This window comes from Hydrogenophaga sp. GW101-3F08 (genome assembly GCF_059424585.1).
In genome coordinates, this window is record NZ_JBWKZP010000002.1 from 613,680 (window position 1) to 631,639 (window position 17,960).

The 17,960-nt window shown below is 67.7% G+C and carries 18 protein-coding genes; 9 read left to right on the forward strand and 9 right to left on the reverse strand.

Annotated features, from left to right (window positions below; translation table 11 throughout):
* Positions 1–51 precede the first annotated feature (51 nt).
* Positions 52–870, reverse strand: a complete 819-nt coding sequence (locus tag AC07YZ_RS08500; protein ID WP_494794436.1) for a hypothetical protein — start codon at positions 868–870, stop codon at positions 52–54.
* A 180-nt stretch (positions 871–1,050) separates the two neighbouring features.
* Here AC07YZ_RS08500 and AC07YZ_RS08505 point away from each other — a divergent pair, with 180 nt between their 5' ends.
* Positions 1,051–1,398: an FKBP-type peptidyl-prolyl cis-trans isomerase gene (locus tag AC07YZ_RS08505; protein WP_226493598.1), complete on the forward strand. Its 348-nt coding sequence runs from the start codon at positions 1,051–1,053 to the stop codon at positions 1,396–1,398.
* A 142-nt stretch (positions 1,399–1,540) separates the two neighbouring features.
* Positions 1,541–2,536 (forward strand): 2-hydroxyacid dehydrogenase, encoded by a 996-nt coding sequence (locus tag AC07YZ_RS08510; protein WP_226493597.1) that lies wholly within the window; start codon positions 1,541–1,543, stop codon positions 2,534–2,536.
* A 44-nt stretch (positions 2,537–2,580) separates the two neighbouring features.
* Here the strand turns inward: AC07YZ_RS08510 and AC07YZ_RS08515 are convergent, their stop codons facing one another.
* The 4 genes from AC07YZ_RS08515 to AC07YZ_RS08530 all read right to left on the reverse strand — a co-directional run bounded on the left by AC07YZ_RS08515 (position 2,581) and on the right by AC07YZ_RS08530 (position 6,175).
* Positions 2,581–3,597, reverse strand: a complete 1,017-nt coding sequence (locus tag AC07YZ_RS08515) for an ankyrin repeat domain-containing protein (RefSeq protein WP_494794437.1) — start codon at positions 3,595–3,597, stop codon at positions 2,581–2,583.
* Complete coding sequence (locus AC07YZ_RS08520) at positions 3,594–4,169, reverse strand: RNA polymerase sigma factor (RefSeq protein WP_226493595.1); 576 nt, start codon at positions 4,167–4,169, stop codon at positions 3,594–3,596. The genes AC07YZ_RS08515 and AC07YZ_RS08520 overlap by 4 nt, the downstream gene beginning before the upstream one ends.
* A 59-nt stretch (positions 4,170–4,228) precedes the next feature.
* Positions 4,229–5,143, reverse strand: a complete 915-nt coding sequence (locus tag AC07YZ_RS08525; protein WP_226493594.1) for a hypothetical protein — start codon at positions 5,141–5,143, stop codon at positions 4,229–4,231.
* A gap of 99 nt (positions 5,144–5,242) precedes the next feature.
* On the reverse strand, positions 5,243–6,175 hold the full coding sequence (locus AC07YZ_RS08530; RefSeq protein ID WP_226493593.1) for a LysR family transcriptional regulator: 933 nt from the start codon (positions 6,173–6,175) through the stop codon (positions 5,243–5,245).
* A 203-nt stretch (positions 6,176–6,378) separates the two neighbouring features.
* Here AC07YZ_RS08530 and AC07YZ_RS08535 point away from each other — a divergent pair, with 203 nt between their 5' ends.
* The 5 genes from AC07YZ_RS08535 to AC07YZ_RS08555 all read left to right on the forward strand — a co-directional run bounded on the left by AC07YZ_RS08535 (position 6,379) and on the right by AC07YZ_RS08555 (position 10,198).
* Entirely contained in the window at positions 6,379–7,002 is a 624-nt protein-coding gene (locus tag AC07YZ_RS08535; RefSeq protein ID WP_226493592.1) for a DUF4148 domain-containing protein, read from the forward strand.
* A 128-nt stretch (positions 7,003–7,130) separates the two neighbouring features.
* On the forward strand, positions 7,131–7,514 hold the full coding sequence (locus AC07YZ_RS08540; protein WP_226493591.1) for a cupin domain-containing protein: 384 nt from the start codon (positions 7,131–7,133) through the stop codon (positions 7,512–7,514).
* A 130-nt stretch (positions 7,515–7,644) separates the two neighbouring features.
* Positions 7,645–7,914 carry a MoaD/ThiS family protein gene (locus tag AC07YZ_RS08545; protein ID WP_226493590.1) on the forward strand — a complete coding sequence of 90 codons (270 nt, stop codon included), beginning with the start codon at positions 7,645–7,647 and terminating at the stop codon, positions 7,912–7,914.
* A gap of 27 nt (positions 7,915–7,941) precedes the next feature.
* Positions 7,942–9,036 carry a WD40/YVTN/BNR-like repeat-containing protein gene (locus tag AC07YZ_RS08550; protein WP_494794438.1) on the forward strand — a complete coding sequence of 365 codons (1,095 nt, stop codon included), beginning with the start codon at positions 7,942–7,944 and terminating at the stop codon, positions 9,034–9,036.
* A gap of 313 nt (positions 9,037–9,349) precedes the next feature.
* On the forward strand, positions 9,350–10,198 hold the full coding sequence (locus AC07YZ_RS08555) for a 2OG-Fe(II) oxygenase (protein WP_226493588.1): 849 nt from the start codon (positions 9,350–9,352) through the stop codon (positions 10,196–10,198).
* Positions 10,199–10,231: 33 nt separating this feature from the next.
* Here the strand turns inward: AC07YZ_RS08555 and AC07YZ_RS08560 are convergent, their stop codons facing one another.
* The 4 genes from AC07YZ_RS08560 to AC07YZ_RS08575 form a co-directional block, all read right to left on the reverse strand.
* Positions 10,232–11,602, reverse strand: a complete 1,371-nt coding sequence (locus AC07YZ_RS08560; RefSeq protein ID WP_226493587.1) for a sensor histidine kinase — start codon at positions 11,600–11,602, stop codon at positions 10,232–10,234.
* Positions 11,599–12,261, reverse strand: a complete 663-nt coding sequence (locus AC07YZ_RS08565; protein ID WP_226493586.1) for a response regulator — start codon at positions 12,259–12,261, stop codon at positions 11,599–11,601. Before AC07YZ_RS08565 ends, AC07YZ_RS08560 begins: the two co-directional genes overlap by 4 nt.
* Before the next feature lie 4 nt (positions 12,262–12,265).
* Complete coding sequence (locus AC07YZ_RS08570; protein ID WP_226494769.1) at positions 12,266–13,318, reverse strand: endonuclease/exonuclease/phosphatase family protein; 1,053 nt, start codon at positions 13,316–13,318, stop codon at positions 12,266–12,268.
* A 191-nt stretch (positions 13,319–13,509) separates the two neighbouring features.
* Entirely contained in the window at positions 13,510–15,309 is a 1,800-nt protein-coding gene (locus tag AC07YZ_RS08575; protein ID WP_494794439.1) for a DEAD/DEAH box helicase, read from the reverse strand.
* Positions 15,310–15,567: 258 nt separating this feature from the next.
* On the opposite strand from AC07YZ_RS08575, the gene ettA reads away from it, so the two are divergent.
* Together ettA and AC07YZ_RS08585 are read left to right on the forward strand one after the other, a co-directional pair.
* A complete protein-coding gene (gene ettA, locus AC07YZ_RS08580; protein WP_494794440.1) occupies positions 15,568–17,229 on the forward strand; it encodes an energy-dependent translational throttle protein EttA in 1,662 nt (553 codons plus the stop codon).
* Between the two features lie 125 nt (positions 17,230–17,354).
* Positions 17,355–17,900: a DUF1415 domain-containing protein gene (locus tag AC07YZ_RS08585; protein ID WP_494794441.1), complete on the forward strand. Its 546-nt coding sequence runs from the start codon at positions 17,355–17,357 to the stop codon at positions 17,898–17,900.
* The last annotated feature ends 60 nt before the right edge of the window (positions 17,901–17,960 follow it).

Consider the following 17,960-nt stretch of genomic DNA (forward strand, 5'->3'; position numbering starts at 1 on the left):
GCCAGCCCGGCGGTGGCCCCGGTTGGTGTTGCTTCAAGCGCAGGGGAGGGGTCACTCCGGGTCCGGCACGTAGCCCGGGTGTTCGCCGGGGAAGGCGCGGGGATGGTATTCACGCGGCGGGCGATGGTAGGTCGGAATGATGCCCATGGCCATGAGGTTGGCGCGGCTGTCGTAGCGGATGCGCACGATCTCATCGGGCCGCGAGCTGCGTCGCTCGAAATCGGTGCGGCCCACCGGGTCGCGTTCCCGATCGCCGTGGCCGGTGCCCAATTGGGGACCGGCGGCCGACGGCTCGCTCCAGCGTTGCGACTTCTCCTGGAACGCGGGGCCGGAATCCGTCCCCGGCACCGGCGCGCTGCGCTCGTAGGGACGGATCTCCGGCTCGGGCGCGCGGTAGAACCTGCGTTCGCGGAACACCGCCACGCCGATCACGCCGACATCGTCCGGGCGGCCGGTGCGCGCGGCGTAGGAGCGCGACAAGCGGGTGAATTCGAAGGCCGCGATCTCGCGGCGGCTCTTGCGCCAGCCGCTCACGTCGTAGCGCTGCCCCGGCGCGAGCACGTAGCCGGGCTGGTCGAAGTCCGCGGTTTCGCCGGTGATGACGTTCACCCCATCGACCGACACCACGTTGAGCAGCCGTCCGCGGGTGGGGTTGTACAGCTCCACCGCGTAGCGCGCGCCCGGTTCACCCGCCACCCAGAACTCGCCCCGGTGGCGGTAGAGCGGCAGGATTTCACCGCTGTCGCGGTTGATGATGCGCACATCGGCCAGCTGGCCCTGGGCCATGGCGGGCAGCGCCGCCAGCAAGGCCGTGCCGGCGATGGCGCCCAGCGCCATGCGGCGGGTGAGGGGGGTGGGATTGGGGTTCATGTCTAGTCTCCTGACACCTGTGTTGGTTGGGAGTCTGCAGTACACCCGGCGCGCGTTAACGCTTGCCATGGTCGATGAAAAGCTTGTGTAAATCCGTGTTGCCAATGGTGCGACGTGCGGGCTTTGCGCCGGGGCTGGAATAATCGCCCCTTCCTATTTAATACCATCCAAGGACATTTCATGATCACCACCCCCAGCGGCCTGCAATACGAAGACACCGTGGTCGGCGGCGGCGAAGTCGCCCAGGCCGGTCGCCCGGTGCAGGTGCACTACACCGGCTGGCTGTTCAACGACGGCGTGCAAGGCGCCAAGTTCGACTCCAGCAAGGACCGCGGCCAGCCCTTCGAATTCCCGCTCGGTGCCGGCCACGTCATCAAGGGCTGGGACGAGGGCGTGCAAGGCATGGCCGTGGGCGGCACGCGCCGCCTGGTCATCCCGGCCGCGCTGGGCTACGGCGCGCGCGGTGCGGGCGGGGTGATTCCGCCCAACGCCACGCTGCTGTTCGAAGTGGATCTCCTGGCGGTATAAGGCTTCCCCCCTGCGCCGCTTCGCGGCTTCCCCCCAGGGGGACCACGCCCTTGGACCGGCGGAGCCGGGTCTTCGGCGTGTGCTGGGTGGGTCCTCGCGCTCCGGATGAGCGCGGGTCAATCGTTTAAACCGGAGTCATGCCTTGACCCAACGCCCCGCCATCCTGATCGCACGTGCCGTGTTTCCCGAGGTGGTGGCGCGCCTGCGTGAGCATTTCGAGGTCGAGACCAACGAGCTGGACGCGCCCTTCACGCCCGCGCAGCTGATCGAGCGGCTGCAGGGCAAGGTGGGGGTGATGACCACGGGCAGCGAGCGGATCGACGCGGCGCTGCTGGCGGCCTGCCCGCAACTGCGTGTCGTGGCCAACATCGCGGTGGGCTACAACAATTTTGACGTGCCGGCCATGACGGCCGCCGGCGTGCTCGCGACCAACACACCCGACGTGTTGACCGAGACCACCGCCGACTTCGGTTTTGCATTGCTCATGGCCACGGCGCGGCGCATCAGCGAGAGCGAGCATTTCCTGCGCGCCGGTCAGTGGAACCGCTGGGCGCTGGACATGTTTGCCGGTGCCGAGGTGCACGGCAGCACGCTGGGCATCCTGGGCATGGGGCGCATTGGCCAAGGCATCGCCCGGCGCGGCGCGCACGGCTTTGGCATGAACGTGATCTACCACAACCGCTCGCGGCTCGACGCCGAGAGCGAAGCCGCCTGCCGGGCGCGCTACGTCAGCAAGGCCGAGCTGCTGCAACAGGCCGACCACCTGGTGCTCGTCGTGCCCTACAGCGCCGAATCGCACCACACCATCGGTGCGGCCGAGCTCGCGCAGATGAAGCCCACGGCCACACTGATCAACATCGCGCGCGGCGGCATCGTGGACGACGCGGCGCTGGCCGTGGCGCTGCGCGAGAAGCGCATCGCCGCTGCGGGGCTGGACGTGTTCGAGGGGGAACCCCGGGTGCACCCGGACCTGTTGACCGTGCCCAACGTGGTGCTCACGCCGCACATCGCCAGCGCCACCTTGCCCACCCGTCTGGCGATGGCGAATCTGGCGGCCGACAACCTGATCGCCTATCTGGGCACCGGGCAGGCACTGACCCCCCTGAATCCTTCGGTTCAGGCGGGCAGCGGGCGCTGACCGCCGTCTGATCACTGTCTGGCCGCTGGGCCAGTCCATGGGTGTCAGCGGTCCGGGTCCACCCGCAGCAGCGGCAACACCGCTTCTTCGCCGGCCTGGCGGGCGTGTTCGCTGGCGTTGCGCCCATCGTGGTCGGCGCGCCGAAGGTCGGCGCCCGCGCCCAGCAGCAGACGGATCAGCGCGGCGTCACCGCGCCGCGCGGCCCACATGAGCGCGGTGCGGCCGTCGGCGTCGACGCTGTTCACGTCAACCCCTTGCGCCAGCAGGCTGCGCACCGCCGCAGCATTGCCCCGTGCGGCGGCGTCCAGCAGCTCGGAACCCGCTGGGGAAACGCCGCGGCGGGCCACCCCCGCCCCCATCTGTTGGCGGGACGAGTCCATGGGCGCGGCCTGCACTGGAGCTGGTGCTGGCGCCGCAGCGCCAACCGCATCGGCCGCATCGCGGTTCGCGCTGGCTTCCTCGCGGGCCAGTGGGCTGGCCGGTGCCGGGCGCATGGACCCGGGGGCCCCGGGTGCGGCGCGCGGTGATGACAACGGAGCAGGAGCAGGCGGCGGCGCTGGAGGGGCAGCGGTCGCCGGCAGGGGTTCTGACGTCGCTTCGTTGCGTTGGCGTTGCGCTTTGGCCTTGGGAGCCGGGGCCGCCTCTTGGACCGGAGCGGGTTCCACCGCCTTTCGGGAGGTGTCTGCGGCCGGTGGTGTGGCTTCGGGTGCGGGTGCGGCCGATGGCGGGGCTGGCAGGCCGAACGCGGCCTCACGCTCCTCGGGTGTGCCGCGGTCGAACTGCAGGACCAGCAGGCCGACCAGGCCAAGCACGGCCACGCTGCCCAGGGCCCGCCAGGCCCAGCGGTGGTCGTTGGCGGCGGGCTGCGGCTTCACGCCGGGCGTGCCGGCACGGCTGGCGGACTGGGCGGCGGCCACACTGCGTGCGTGGGCCAGCACGGCGTCGCGCAGCGCCGGGTCGGGGCGCGCGCTGTCGAGCGCGTTGGCCTCGTGGTAACGGCGCAGCAGCAGGTCCTCGGGGCCCGGGCCGTGCGCTGGCGGGTGTGGCTGGTCGCGGTTCATGCGTGCGCCTCCAGGGTTTCGCGCAGGCGGGCGCGGGCGTAGCGCAGCCGGCTCTTGGCCGTCTCCGGGCTGACGCCGGTGGTCTGTGCGATCTCGGCCAGGCTCAGGCCGCCTTCGGCCTGCAGCAGGAACGCTTCGCGCTGCGCAGCGGGCAAGGCCGCGAGCGCGTCCAGCAGGGCCTGCGCCTGCTCGCGCGAGGTCAGCTGGCGCTCGGGGCCGAAGCCGGATGCGGCCGCCAGCGTGTCGGCCAGCGTCGCGCCTTCTTCGGTCTGTGCGTCCAGGCTGGTGTGGTGCTTGTGGGTGCGCCAGTGGTCCACCAGGCGGTGGTGGGCCAGGGTGAAGAGCCAGGTCCGAAAGCGCGCGCGGGCCTCGTATGCCGGGGCCTGCCGCGCGAGGCTGAACCACACGTCCTGCACCAGGTCGTCGGCCAGGGCGCTGTTGTTCACGCTGCGCTGAACGAAGCGCCACACCGGCAGGGCGTGGCGGTCGTACAGGGTTTCGAAAGCGCGTGCGTCACCGGCCACAAAAGCGTGCATGAGTTGCTCGTCGCTGGGGGAACCGGCCGCGTCCATGCGACCGATTATGGTGCTGCGCCCCCGCGACGCATCCGCGTGTCCGGCCCCTCAGCCGCTCAGTTCGGATCGGGCGCGTAGCGCGGGTAGGGGGCGCCGGGGAAGGGGTTGGGGCGGTGGGGCATCGCATCGGGGGGGATGACGCCCATGGCGATCAGGTTCTCACGGCTGTCGTAGCGGATGCGGATCAGCTCATCGGGCCGCTGGCTGCGGCGCTCGAACGTGGTGTGGCCCACCCAGGAGCCCTCGCGCTCGCCGTGGCCGGTGCCCAGGCGCGGCGCCGGGCTGGCGGGCGCCATGCGGCGCGATGCCACGGCCTCTTCGCGCGCCAGGGAGCCGTCGTGCTGTGCCTTGGCCTCGGCAGCGGGCGCCGGTGGGGGTGGTGGCACGCTGCTCGGCGCGGCGCTGCTGTCCTGGCTCATGGCCTGGGCCGATTCCCCCGCGCCCAGGCGTTCGCGCAGGGGGGCCTGGCTGTAGGGCTCGGGCGCGATCACCGCGGGCATCGGTGTCTTTTCGCGGAACACGGCGACTCCGATCACGCCCACCTGGGCGGCCCGCCCGGTGCGCGCGGCGTAGGACGCGGGCGCTGCGGTGAAGTGGAATGCGGCCACCTCGGCGTCGCTCTTGCGCCAGCCGGTGATGTCGTAGCGCTGCCAGGGACTGAGCACGTAGCCGGTCTGCTCCCACGAGGCGGTTTCGCCCGAAACGACGTTCACCCCATCAACCGACACCACGCTCATGATGCGGGCGTCCAAGGTGTTGCGCACCGACACGGCGTAACGCGCGCCTGGGCGGCCGACCACCCAATGTTCACCCCGGTGCCGGATCACCGGCAGCACCTCGCCGCTGTCGCGGTCGATCACGTGGACGTCGGCGATCCGTCCGACGGCCTGGGCGGGCAGGGCGCTGAACAGGGCCAGGGCGGCGAGCGCGGGCAGAGCCAGGCGCTGAAGAGGGGAACGACGGGGTTTCATGAAAGCTCCAGAAAGTGGATGGAGCTCACTGAAACGAACGGGGTCGCCAAACGGGGTTGAGCCGCCGCAGGTTCTTGTGAAACCGGTTGTAACGGCGCTTCAGCAGGCCTCGCAGGCGGCCAGGGCGTTGACCACAGCCAGCTGGGTCTGCACGGTCAGGAAGTCCAGAAACACGCGGGTGCGCCGCGGCATGAACTTGCGGCTCGGCAGCGCGGCGTAGAGCGTGTAGCGGCCGGTGATCCAGGGCGCGAGCACGCGCACCAGGGCGCCTCTGGCCAGGTGGGGCGCCGCCAGTTCCACCGTGGTCGCCGCGATGCCGGCGCCGTCGAGCGCGGCGCGCAGCTGCGTGTCGGTGTGGTTGGTCCAGAGCACGGCAGGCACGTCGATTTCGACGCTCTCATCGGCCTTGTCCGACCGGAACAGCTGCCAGCCGAGCTTGCGGTGGTTGTCGGGTTTGATGCGCAGGCACTCGTGCTGGACGAGCTCGGCGGGCGTCTGCGGCGCGGGCCGGCGCGCGAGGTAGGCCGGCGAGGCCACCAGGATGGCTTCGCCAGAGATGATCTTGCGCGCGATCACGTCGGCATCGAAGGACGTGGGGGCGCCGAGCAGGGTGACGTCGTAGTCTTCGATCGGTGGCTCGCGGTGGTTGTTCACCTCGATGTCGAGCTGGATCTTGGGATACGCCTGGCGGAAACCCGCGACCAGTGGCGCGAGGACGTGCGTGGCCAGCACCGGCGGGGCCAGGATGCGCAGCACCCCGGCGAGCTCGTTCGTGTGCGAGCTAACCAGCGCGTGGGCCTCGTCCAGGTCCTGCAGGATCTGGCGCACCCGTTCCAGGTAGGTTTCGCCCGCCTCGGTGAGCGACAGACGTCGGGTGGTCCGGTGCAGCAGCCGGGTGCCCAGGTGCTCTTCCAGATCGGCCACCAGACGGGTCACCACCGCCGGGGAGATGTCCAGGGCACGACCGGCGGCGGCAAAGCCGCCTTCGTCGATCACGCGCTGAAAAACACGCATGGAGGTCAGTCGGTCCATAGGGCAGTCTTCAGGGTTTCAAGGGGACATTGTTTCTGTTTCAGCAATATAGCAGAGAGGATTTGCCTGTTTTTCTATGGAAACGGAAACTTTAAAGTTCACCCCATCGCAGCGCAAAACCTCAATCAACGCTTCGATGCTGGGCAGACCCTGATGTGTTTTGCGGCCTTTCCAGCCTCACCAACCCTGAAAGGAAACTTGTCATGAAACGCTCTTACTTCACCGCCATCACCCTCGCCATTGCCACCCTGTCCGCCGGTCACGCCCTGGCGGCCGACCCCGCAACGGCCAAGACCCGCGAGCAGGTCCGCGCCGAGCTGCTGGAAGCCCAGCGCACCGGCAACATCGTGGCCAACGCCGAAACCGGCGAGTTGCAGAACCAGGTCTACCCGGGCCGCTATGCCGCCGAGGTGGTTGCCCAGGGCAAGACCCGCGCCGAAGTCCAGGCCGAGCTGCGCGACGCGGTCCGCACGGGCGACGTCGTGGCCAACAGCGAAACCGGTGAAACGTTGAGCCAGCTCCATCCGCAGAACTACCCCGCCCAGGTCGTGGCCCAGCCCAGGACGCGTGTGGAAGTTCAGGCCGAACTGCGCGAAGCGGTCCGCACGGGCGACCTCGTGGCCAACGCCGAAACCGGTGAAAAGCTGAACCAGGTGTACCCCGGCCGCTACGCTTCCGAGGCGGTGGCCCAGGGCAAGACCCGCGCCGAAGTCCGCGCCGAGCTGATCGAAGCCCAGCGCACGGGCGACATCGTGGCCAACGGCGAAACCGGCCAGAAGCTCAACGAGCTGTACCCGAACCGCTACTCCGCGAAGTCGGTGAACTGATCACCGGATGCCGGTTCGACAGCCTGGTGGCCACCAGCCACCAGGCTGTTGTCGCATCTGGCGCCGATGCGGCGGGCGGTCCGTGAAAGGCCATCTGGTACAACCGGGCTCCAACCGAGGAGCGCGTGATGAGTCAGTTCAACAAGGTGGTGCTGTACACCGACAGCGATGGCCGTGCGAAATTTCGCGAGGAGGCCGTGCCTCTGACCGAGGGCACGCCCGCGGCCCGGCTGTCGCCGCTCATGGCCAGCGGCGGCTACCAGTTGCGCCAGAGTCCGGTGGGCTTTCGCAGCCAGTTCCATTGCACCGGTGCGCCGCAGTGGTTGTTCGTGCTGCAGGGGCGGATGGAGATCGGTCTGCAGGATGGCAGCTCGCGCGTCTTTGGCCCGGGTGATCACTTCTATTCCGCCGACACCTTGCCCGAGGGCGCCACGTTCGACCCGAAGCTGCACGGCCACTGGAGCCGGCAGGTGGGGGACGAGCCGCTGGTGACCTTGTTCGTGCGAGGGTGATTCGGGTGCACGGCCCGACCCGTTGAGAGGAAAACCAGGCCCCGGTTTACAGCGGCTTACACGCCCCGCTGGCGCCGCTTGCACACGCCCGGGCAATGGCTGAAACTGGTGGACCCGCCCGTCAGCCGCCATGGTCCACGTCGAATTCGCCCCCAGCCTGCGCCGCCATGTGGACTGCGCGCCGCAGCAGGTCGTGCCCGGCACGCTGCGCGAGGTGCTGGAGACCGCGTTGAGGGCCGCCCCCGAACTCGCGCACTACGTGTTTGACGACCAGCGTGCGGTGCGCAAACACGTGGCGGTTTTCGTGAACCGGCAGATGGTGCAGGACCGTGTGACGTTGAATCAGGGTTTGGTGGCCGGCGACAAGGTGCTGGTCGTCCAGGCGCTGAGCGGCGGCTGAACCCCACATCGAACCAAGGAGCCGGACATGCAGCCACTGTTGGTCGCCACCCGAAAAGGCCTGTTCGTGTTGCGTGGTGCTGGCACGGACTGGACCATCGCCGCCCACCACTTCCCGGGTGAGCCCGTCACCAGCGTGCTGGCCGACGCACGCGATGGGGCCTGGTACGCCGCGCTGCGCATGGGCCATTTCGGCGTCAAGCTGCGCCGCAGCGCTGACCAGGGCCAGACTTGGCAAGAGATCGCTGCACCGGCCTTTCCCCTCAAACCCACCGAAGGCCCCTGGGCCGACGATCCGACCCCATGGAGCGTGGACCTTGTCTGGTCGCTCGCGTCGGGTGGCCCGGACCAGCCCGGCACCCTGTGGGCGGGCTGCATTCCGGCCGGGCTGTTCCGCTCCAACGACGCCGGCGCCAGTTGGACGCTCAACACCGCGCTGTGGGAACAGCCGGGGCGCCGCGACTGGTTCGGTGGTGGTTACGACCACGCCGGCATCCACTCCATCGTGGTGGACCCGCGCGATGCGCGCCACGTGACGGTGGCCGTGTCCTGCGGCGGTGTCTGGCAGACGCACGATGGCGGCGAGCATTGGGCGCTCACCGCAGAGGGCATGAGGGCCGACTACCTGCCGGTCGAAAACGCCGAGGACGGCAATACGCAGGATCCCCATTGCCCGGTGCAATGCGCCGCCCATCCCGACGTGCTGTGGGTGCAGCACCACTGCGGCATCTACCGCTCGGACAACGGTGGCCAGCGGTGGACGGGCATCGACGCTCCTGCGCCGTCCGGCTTTGGCTTTGCGGTGGCCTGTGATCCGCAGAACCCCAAGCGCGCCTGGTTCGTGCCGGCACAGGCCGATGCCTGCCGCATCCCGGTGGACGGCCGCATGGTGGTGACGCGCACCGACGACGGTGGTGCCAGCTTCCGGGTCTTTTCCAGCGGTCTGCCGCAGGCCCACGCGTACCACCTGGTCTATCGACATGGTCTGGCTGTGGCCGACGACGGTCAGACCTTGGCCATGGCCTCGACCACCGGCGGCCTGTGGCTGAGCGCCGACGCGGGCGAGCACTGGCAAGGCGTGTCCAACGACCTGCCACCGGTGGCGATGCTGCGCTTCGCCTAAGGCGTTTCCTTCCTTCCCCCCTTCCTTCGTTTCCGATCGCGCGGTTCGAGCCGTCGCGGCAGCGTCTGCGCCTGCACGAAAGGCATGAACATCGGCGTGGTGGGCGCCGAAGCGCTGCCCGATTCTGTGCAAACAAACCCCTGGCGCTCGCCCAGACCGGCTGTGTCTTAAGTGATTCTTAAGTTTCCGTTCTTTACATTTTCCGGTTGGCTGCGACTTGGGCAGACGTTCAATTCACTTGGAGGTGCTATTGATACGGATCGTTTGATGGCTCGCGGCATGGATGTGAACGAACAGTGTCGAGGAGCACACAATGGATGCGCACGGATTGAGCAGCCGCTTTGTTTTTGATGACCCGAAATACGCGGCCCTGGCGGCCGAGAGCGTGGACAAATACGCGCAAGGGTCTCCATTTCCCCATATCGCGTTTGACAACTTTCTGCCCGAGGATGTGGCGCAGGCGGTGTTGAGCGAATTCCCCAAGCCCGGCGACATCGACTGGCACAACTACAACCGCCAGACCGAAATCAAGCTGGTGTGCGCCGATGAAACCAAGTTCGGCCCGGTGACCCGCAACCTGTTCTACCAGTTGCATTCCCTGCCGTTTCTGCGCTTTCTCGAAAAAGTCACCGGCATTCCAAACCTGATTCCCGACCCGGCTTTGCGGGGTGGTGGGTTGCACCAGATCCGCAAGGGTGGCCTGCTCAAGCTGCACGCCGATTTCAACCACCACGACGCCACCTTTCTGGACCGCCGGGTGAACATCCTGCTGTACCTGAACAAGGATTGGAAAGAGGAGTACGGCGGCCACCTGGAGTTGTGGAACAAGGACACGTCGTTCTGTGGCGACAAGATCCTGCCGGTCTTCAACCGGCTGGCCATCTTTTCGACCACCAGCGAATCGTTCCACGGGCACCCCGACCCGCTCAATTGCCCGGAAGACGTGACCCGCAAGTCGCTGGCGCTGTATTACTACTCCAACGGTCGGCCCAAGGGCGAGGCCGACGGCATCCACACCACCATCTTCAAAGAGCGTCCCACCGAAGAGTTCAAAGGTGTTCTCTGGCGCATGGGCCAGGACTTTGCCCCGCCCATCCTGTGGCGCGCGGCCCGGCGCATGCGTGAGCGCTATTTCAGCGGAACGATCCAGAAGCGGGGCTGAGCGCTGAGCGCTCCGGCCTGACCGGTCGGGTGTTCAGGTTGGGGTTGGGGTGTCGGCGGCCATGGGAAAGCGGATGCGCGCCAGCAGCCCCCCGGACGGCGCATCGGTGATCTCGAAATGGGCCGCGTGCAGATCGGCGATGCTTCTCACGATCGCCAGGCCCAACCCGCTGCCGGTGGATTGCCCCTGATCGAGCCGGACGAAGCGCTCCTGCACCCGCTCGCGGTCCGCGGCCGCGATGCCCGGTCCGTTGTCCATGACTTCCACCACCGCGTGGTGGCCTTCCACGCGCAAGGCGAGGTCCACGCGGGCCCCTTCGCCGGCGTAGCGCAGGGCGTTGTCCACCAGGTTGTCCAGCATGGCCCGCAGCGCCTGCGCATCGCCCCGCACACAGGCCGGGTCGGCCGAGGTCAGACCCAGATCGATGCGGTGTTCGGCGGCACGCGCCGCGAAGGACACCACCACCTCGCGCACCAGCGCGTCCAGTTGCACCATGGCGTGTTCGGAACGGCGGGCATCGGGTTCCAGCCGCGCCAGCTGCAAGAGCTGGGACACCAGGTGGCTGGTGCGCAGGATGCCCCGGTCCAGTTCGTCCAGCGCGGCGACGCGTTCGGCCTCCGGCGTGCGTCGCACCAGCTGGGCCTGCAGCCGGATGGCAGCCAGTGGCGTGTTGAGTTCGTGCGCGGCGTCGGCGAGGAACTGCCGCTGGTGGGCCAGCAGGACGTCCATGCGCGTGAGCAGCTGATTCAGGGTTTCGGCCAGTGGCACGATCTCCGCGGGCAACCCGGTGGTGGACACCGCTTGCAGGTCCGCGACATCGCGCTGGCCCAGTTCGCGGCGCATGTTTTCCAGCGGACGCAACGAGCGCAGGACCGCCTGGTGGATCAGCATGCCCAGCACCACCACCAGAACGCCCAGCGGGATCAACAGCCAGGTGGTCAGCTCGTAGAAGTGCTGCCGCCGGATATGGGTGGTGACGGCCACCTGGACCAGGCGGTCCCCCTGGGGCAGGGTGTAGAGGCGCCAACTCTGGCCACGCCAGGTCACGATGTGGTGCCCCGAGGGCTGCATCGGTGGACCGACCTCGGGCAGCGACGAGTACTGCAGCACACCCTGGTTGCTCCAGATCTGGCTGACGAACTGGTCCAGATACCTGTCTTCGGCGAACCACTTCTTTTCCAGGATGGACAGGTCTTGCGGTGCCTTGGGTGCCGCGTTGGCGCTGCCGGCATTCAAGGTCTTGTCATGCCGCAACACCGCCTGGGCAATCTGCTCCAGGCCCTGGTCCCGCACGTCGTTGAATCCACCCCAGGCGAGCCGAAACGTCAGAACACCGACCACCACCGAGGTCAGAACCAGGGCCGAGATCTGCCAGAGCAGAAGGCGCGATCGGATGGAGTTCAAGCGAGCGGCACCAGTTTGTAGCCCACACCCCGCACGTTGACGATCCAGGGCTCGCCTAGCTTCTTGCGCAGGTGGTGCAGATGCACCTCGACGGCGTTGCTGGTGACCTCGTTGCCCCAGTTGTAGAGTTGCTTTTCCAGCACATTCACCGACAGCACGGCACCGGGCTGGCGCATCAGTATTTCCAGCAGATCGAACTCGCGCGGCGACAGCGCCAGCGGCGTGTCTCCGAGCCGTGCCTGTCGCTCGATCGGATTCAGTTGCAGCCGACCCAGCTGAAGCTGCGGCTGGCTTTGACCGCTTCGGCGGCGCGCGAGCGCGTGGATGCGGGCGATCAGTTCATCCAGATCAAAGGGTTTGCTCAGGTAGTCGTCGGCCCCCAGGTTCAATCCGGCCACGCGATCCTGAACAGCATCCCGTGCCGTCACCAGCATCACCGGGGTCTGCAGCCCCTGCTGACGCATCCGACGCAGTATCTGCAGGCCATCGATCTTGGGCAGCCCGATGTCGAGCAGGATCACGTCGTAGGTGTGGCTTTCGAGTGCGTTCAGCACATGCTGGCCGTCTCGCACCCGGTCCAGGGTGAACCCGGCCAGGGTCAGGCCTTTTTCCATGCTGGCGCCCAGCATGGCGTCGTCTTCGGCAAGCAGCAATTTCATGGGATCAGGAGGGTTCGTGTTCCGCACCGGTATTGGAACAGAACGGAACCTGTTCTTGGCCCTGCCGTTGCACCGGGTCCGGCAGCCGCAGGCGCAACAGCGCGCGCACGAACCCATGGTCGCTGCGGCTGCGGTCGCGGCCTTCGAACAGGTGGTCGTTGAAGACGTCGACGCGCTTCACATCGCCGATGGAGGCGCGGCTGGTGGCCACGAACTCTTCGCTCACCAGCACCTGGTCAAGCACCTCGGGGTAGCCCTGGTGGATGTGGGAGAAGGCCACGTCCCGGCGCAGCGCGGCCTCGCCCATCACGTCCCAGGCGCTGAAGAGCGCGTTGTCGCGCGCGCCCTTGTCGTAAGCCACTTGCGAGGTGGCGGCGATGAGTTGTGTGGTGACGCTGTGCGGTCCATCGTTCAGGTCGCCCATCACGATCAGTGGCAGTCGTGTGCGGTGCAGCAGCTCCACCACCTTCAGGCGCAGCGCCAGCGCTTCGCCAGCGCGCATGATGAGCGAGCGCAGCGAGCCGATGGCCTGCACGGTGGGGTCGTCCGGGTCTTCCAGTGGCCGGCCCTCGGCGTCTTGCAGGTACTTGGGGCGTTTGGATTTCAGGTGCGCGGTGATCACGCCCACGGCCTGGCCGTGCTTCATGCGCAGGGTGGCGAACAGCGGCGGGCGCTCGAAGCGGGTATGCGGCCCGAGGCCCGGCACATCCACCACCGCAGCGGCCGGAAAATCGACCAGCGACAGGACCGACTCGACCTTGAGGCGGCTGACGATGCCCACGCGCGGCGTGCCCTGCGCGCCGTGCTGGCCGGGGCCGTTCTCCGCGCCCGGCACGCTCACGAAGCCGTACTGCAGGCCGCTGCGCGCCACCGCCGCGCGCAACGCGACCTCGTCCCACACCTCCTGCACCGCGATCACATCGGCGTTGAGCACCTTGAAGCGTGCGCCGAGCCATTCGACCTTGCGCTCGAACTCGTTCTGGCTGTAGGGGTCCTGACCGTCGTAGAAGTGCCGCCCGGGCTGCGCCAGGTTGAGCAGATTGCAAGTTGCCACCATGAGGGTGGCGAAACGCGACTGCGCCCCGTTGCCGGTGAGGGCAGACGGGGCGACAGGGACTTGCGGGACGGGATACGTGCGGTCAGTTTCCATGACCGCACTGTAGTGCCAAACCCGGCGGGCCACGGGGTGCCCGCGCCGTCGAGGTCCGGGGCGCTGGAACCGCCCGGGAACCGACGGTGGAGGGGAAGTTACCGGATCCGGCCGAAGCTGGTGCGCAGCGGATCGGCGGGGCCTCCGCGCGGCGCGTCGCCGTTGCGGCCCTGGCCACCACGGCCCTGGCCGGAGCGGTTGCCGCGGTTGCCGGTGCGCATCGAGTCGATGCTGGTGCGCAGCGGGTCGGGCTGACCACCCGGGGCGGCGGTGCGTGGACGCGGTTCGCGGATGCGCAGGCTGCCCAGGTGGGCGTTGGGTCCAGGCTGGCGCTCTGCGCCGCCCTCGCCACGCGCCGGGCCACGGTCGCCGCGCTCGGGGCGATCGCCCCGATCCATGCGGTCACCCTGGGCCTGGCGCGGCGGGCGTTGGCCCTGCGCGCCATTGCGGTTGCCGCCGTTGCGCGGCTGGCCATTGCCGTTACCGTTGGGGCGCTGACCCGCCTGGGCGCGGCGACCTTCGCCGCGCGGGCCGTCGGCGGCCGGGCTGCCGTCACCGGCCGGGCGCTGGCGCTGGCCACCGCCGTTGCCGCGGCCACCTTGTGGCGCGTCGGCCTTCTTCTCGCGCACGCGCTGCAGCATCTCGGTGCGCGCGGCCTTGGCGGCGGCGGCCATCACCTCGCGGCTCGGCGGCTTGCCGGCGCCGCCCCAGATGGTCTGGCGGCCCATGGCGATGGGCTCGGCCTTTTCACCCGGCTCGGGCATGAACTCCTGGAAGATCTGCACCGGGATCTGCTGCTTGGTGAAGCGCTCGATGTCCATCATGAAGCCTTCTTCGTCCAGGCTCACGAGGTTGACGGCTTCACCGCTGTTGCCAGCGCGGCCGGTGCGGCCGATGCGGTGCACGTAGTCTTCGCAGACGTTGGGGATCTCGTAATTCACCACGTGCGGCAGCTCGTCGATGTCGATGCCGCGCGCCGCGATGTCGGTGGCCACCAGGGCCCGGATGTCGCCGCTCTTGAAGCCGGCCAGTGCCTGGGTGCGGGCACCCTGACTCTTGTTGCCGTGCAGCGCCATCGCCTGGATGCCGTTTTTCGTGAGGTACTCGGCGACGTTGTTGGCGCCGAACTTGGTGCGGGTGAACACCAGCACCTGGCTCCAGTTGTGCTCGTTGATGATGTGCACCAGCAGGGCCTTCTTCTTGCCGCGGCCCACGGGGTGGATCACCTGGCTGATGCGCTGCACCGTGGTGTTGCGCGGGGTGACCTGGATGTGCAGCGGATCTTTCAGCAGGGCGCTGGCGAGGTCGCGGATTTCGTCGCTGAAGGTGGCGGAGAACAGCAGGCTCTGCTTTTCCTTGGGCACCAGGGCCAGGATCTTCTTCACGTCGTGGATGAAGCCCATGTCCAGCATGCGGTCGGCTTCGTCCAGCACCAGCATCTGCACGCCGGAGAGGTCGAGGAAACCCTGTTGCTGCAGATCGAGCAGGCGCCCGGGCGTGGCCACCAGGATGTCCACGCCGCGCTTCATGGCGTTGATCTGCGGGTTCATGCCCACGCCGCCGAAGACGACGGTGGAGGTCAGCGAGAGGTGCTTGCCGTAAGTGCGCACCGATTCTTCGACCTGGGCGGCCAGCTCGCGGGTGGGGGTGAGCACGAGGGCGCGGATGGCCACGCCGCCGAATTTGCTCTTGGCGCGTTCGCCCTGGCTCAGCAGGTGCAGCAGGGGCAGGGTGAAGGCGGCGGTCTTGCCGGTGCCGGTCTGGGCACCACCGAGCAGATCGCGTCCGGCCAGCACGGCGGGGATCGCCTCGGCCTGGATGGGGGTGGGGGTTTCGTAACCGTGCTCGCGCACAGCTTGCACGATGGCCGGGGCCAGATTCAGTTCTTCGAAGTTCATTGCTTGATGAGGCGCCCGTCCAGGGCGCTGGGGGCATCGGCCACTCCGGCTGCTGTCCTCTGTGTAGGAGGGCGGCGGCCGGTCAGTCTGGGGCTGATGGATTCACAAGGTGGGTGGCGGCCAGTGGCTGGTGCACACCCCCAGCATTGTGCTGGTGCCGGGCCTACTGAAGTGCCCAACAGCCGGTATTGTCGCATGCTGGGATAATCATGGGTTGCGCGGCCTTTCGGCCGCAGATCACTCGGACAGACAGACACCATGGCTCAATACGTTTTCTCCATGAACCGGGTCGGCAAAATCGTGCCGCCCAAGCGCCAGATTCTCAAGGACATCTCCCTCTCTTTCTTCCCCGGCGCCAAGATCGGCGTGCTCGGCACCAACGGCTCTGGCAAGTCCACGCTGCTCAAGATCATGGCCGGCCTGGACAAGGAGATCGAGGGCGAAGCCATCCCGATGCCGGGCATCCGCATCGGCTACCTGCCGCAGGAACCCCAGCTCGACCCCGAACAGAACGTGCGCGAAGCGGTCGAGGCCAGCATGAGCGGCGTGCGCGCCGCCCAGAAGCGGCTCGAAGAGGTGTACGCGGCCTACGCCGAAGAAGACGCCGACTTCGATGCCCTGGCCGCCGAGCAGGCCCAGCTCGAAGCCATCATTTCCACCGCTGGCACCGACAGCGAACACCAGCTCGAGATCGCCGCCGACGCGTTGCGCCTGCCGCCCTGGGAGGCCAAGATCGGCCTGCTCTCCGGCGGTGAAAAACGCCGTGTGGCGCTGTGCTGCATGCTGTTGTCCAAGCCCGACATGCTGCTGCTGGACGAACCCACCAACCACCTGGACGCCGAGTCGGTGGAATGGCTGGAGCAGTTCCTCAAGCGCTTCTCGGGCACCGTGGTGGCCATCACCCACGACCGCTACTTCCTGGACAACGCGGCCGAGTGGATTCTTGAACTCGACCGCGGCCAAGGCATCCCCTACAAGGGCAATTACTCCACATGGCTGGAGCAGAAGGAAGCCCGTCTGGAGCAGGAGCAGCGCACCGAAGACGCCCGCACCAAGGCCATGAAGAAGGAACTGGAGTGGGTGCGCCAGAACCCCAAGGGTCGGCAAGCCAAGAGCAAGGCCCGCCTGGCGCGCTTTGAAGAGCTGAGCGACGTCGACTACCAAAAGCGCAACGAAACCAACGAGATCTTCATTCCCGTGGCCGAGCGCCTGGGCAACGAGGTGTTCGAGTTCAAGAACGTGAGCAAGAGCTATGGCGACCGCCTGCTGATCGACAACCTGAGCTTCCAGATCCCGGCGGGCGCCATCGTCGGCATCATCGGCCCCAACGGCGCGGGCAAGTCCACGCTGTTCAAGCTGATCTCGGGCAAGGAGCAGCCCGACAGCGGTGAAGTCAAGATCGGCCAGACCGTGAAGATGGCGGTGGTGGACCAGAGCCGCGACGACCTGTCGAACGAAAAGACCGTCTGGGAAGACATCTCGGGCGGCCTGGACATGATCACCGTGGGCAAGTTCCAGATGCCCAGCCGGGCCTACTGCGGCCGTTTCAACTTCTCCGGCGGTGACCAGCAGAAACGCGTGGGCACGCTTTCGGGCGGTGAACGCGGTCGCCTGCACCTGGCCAAGACCCTGGCCGAAGGCGGCAACGTGCTGCTGCTGGACGAACCTTCGAACGACCTGGACGTGGAAACCCTGCGCGCGCTGGAAGACGCGTTGCTGGAGTTCGCCGGCTGCGCGCTGGTGATCAGCCACGATCGCTGGTTCCTGGACCGCATCGCCACCCACATCCTGGCCGCCGAAGGCGACAGCCAGTGGGTGTTCTTCAACGGCAACTACCAGGAATACGAGGCCGACAAGAAGAAGCGCCTGGGCGAAGAGGGTGCGCGGCCGCATCGGTTCCGCTACAAAGCCTTGAAGTGAGGCCCACCCCCGCGCCGCGCCTTGCGGCGCGTCACCCCCTCAAGGGGGCAATGCCTGCGGACCGGGAAACCCGGACCCGCGGCATTCTGCGATAGCTACCCTTTTCTCGATTTGCACTTTCTCTTATGACCGACGAACAAGTTCTTGCCGACACCCGCCACTGGATCGAGGAGGCGGTGATCGGGCTGAACCTGTGTCCGTTCGCGCGGTCGGTCTATGTGAAGAACCAGGTGCGCATCGTGGTGAGCCGGGCGCGGCATCTGGATGCGTTCCTGGACGAGCTGGACCGGGAGCTGGACCTGCTGGTGAACACGCCGGCCGACGAAATCGACACCACGTTGCTGGTGCACCCCACGCTGTTTCCGGATTTTTTCGTCTTCAACGACTTCATGGGCGTGGTGGACGATGTGGTGGAAGAGCACGGGCTCGACGGCGTGATCCAGGTCGCGAGCTTCCACCCTCAGTTCCAGTTTGAGGGCGTTGAACCCGACGACATCAGTAACGCCACCAACCGCGCGCCTTTCCCCACGCTGCACCTGTTGCGCGAAGAAAGCGTGGCGCGTGCGGTGGCTTCCGATGGCGGGGACGCGGACGCGATCGTCGAGCGCAACATCCAGACCCTGCGGGCCCTGGGCGCCTCGGGGTGGCAGGCGTTGTTGGCAAAGCCCTGAACTGGCGGGTTTGGGCGCGCACATCCGGGTTTCGCGTACCAGGCTGGGTGGTGATAATGC

Coding starts and splice junctions, on each gene's coding strand:
- AC07YZ_RS08500 (WP_494794436.1), bottom strand. CDS start 870: ATGAACCCCAATCCCACCCCCCTCACCCGCCGCATGGCGCTGGGCGCC.
- AC07YZ_RS08505 (WP_226493598.1), top strand. CDS start 1,051: ATGATCACCACCCCCAGCGGCCTGCAATACGAAGACACCGTGGTCGGC.
- AC07YZ_RS08515 (WP_494794437.1), bottom strand. CDS start 3,597: ATGAACCGCGACCAGCCACACCCGCCAGCGCACGGCCCGGGCCCCGAG.
- AC07YZ_RS08520 (WP_226493595.1), bottom strand. CDS start 4,169: ATGGACGCGGCCGGTTCCCCCAGCGACGAGCAACTCATGCACGCTTTT.
- AC07YZ_RS08525 (WP_226493594.1), bottom strand. CDS start 5,143: ATGAAACCCCGTCGTTCCCCTCTTCAGCGCCTGGCTCTGCCCGCGCTC.
- AC07YZ_RS08530 (WP_226493593.1), bottom strand. CDS start 6,175: ATGGACCGACTGACCTCCATGCGTGTTTTTCAGCGCGTGATCGACGAA.
- AC07YZ_RS08535 (WP_226493592.1), top strand. CDS start 6,379: ATGAAACGCTCTTACTTCACCGCCATCACCCTCGCCATTGCCACCCTG.
- AC07YZ_RS08540 (WP_226493591.1), top strand. CDS start 7,131: ATGAGTCAGTTCAACAAGGTGGTGCTGTACACCGACAGCGATGGCCGT.
- AC07YZ_RS08545 (WP_226493590.1), top strand. CDS start 7,645: ATGGTCCACGTCGAATTCGCCCCCAGCCTGCGCCGCCATGTGGACTGC.
- AC07YZ_RS08550 (WP_494794438.1), top strand. CDS start 7,942: ATGCAGCCACTGTTGGTCGCCACCCGAAAAGGCCTGTTCGTGTTGCGT.
- AC07YZ_RS08555 (WP_226493588.1), top strand. CDS start 9,350: ATGGATGCGCACGGATTGAGCAGCCGCTTTGTTTTTGATGACCCGAAA.
- AC07YZ_RS08565 (WP_226493586.1), bottom strand. CDS start 12,261: ATGAAATTGCTGCTTGCCGAAGACGACGCCATGCTGGGCGCCAGCATG.
- AC07YZ_RS08570 (WP_226494769.1), bottom strand. CDS start 13,318: ATGGTGGCAACTTGCAATCTGCTCAACCTGGCGCAGCCCGGGCGGCAC.
- AC07YZ_RS08575 (WP_494794439.1), bottom strand. CDS start 15,309: ATGAACTTCGAAGAACTGAATCTGGCCCCGGCCATCGTGCAAGCTGTG.
- ettA (WP_494794440.1), top strand. CDS start 15,568: ATGGCTCAATACGTTTTCTCCATGAACCGGGTCGGCAAAATCGTGCCG.
- AC07YZ_RS08585 (WP_494794441.1), top strand. CDS start 17,355: ATGACCGACGAACAAGTTCTTGCCGACACCCGCCACTGGATCGAGGAG.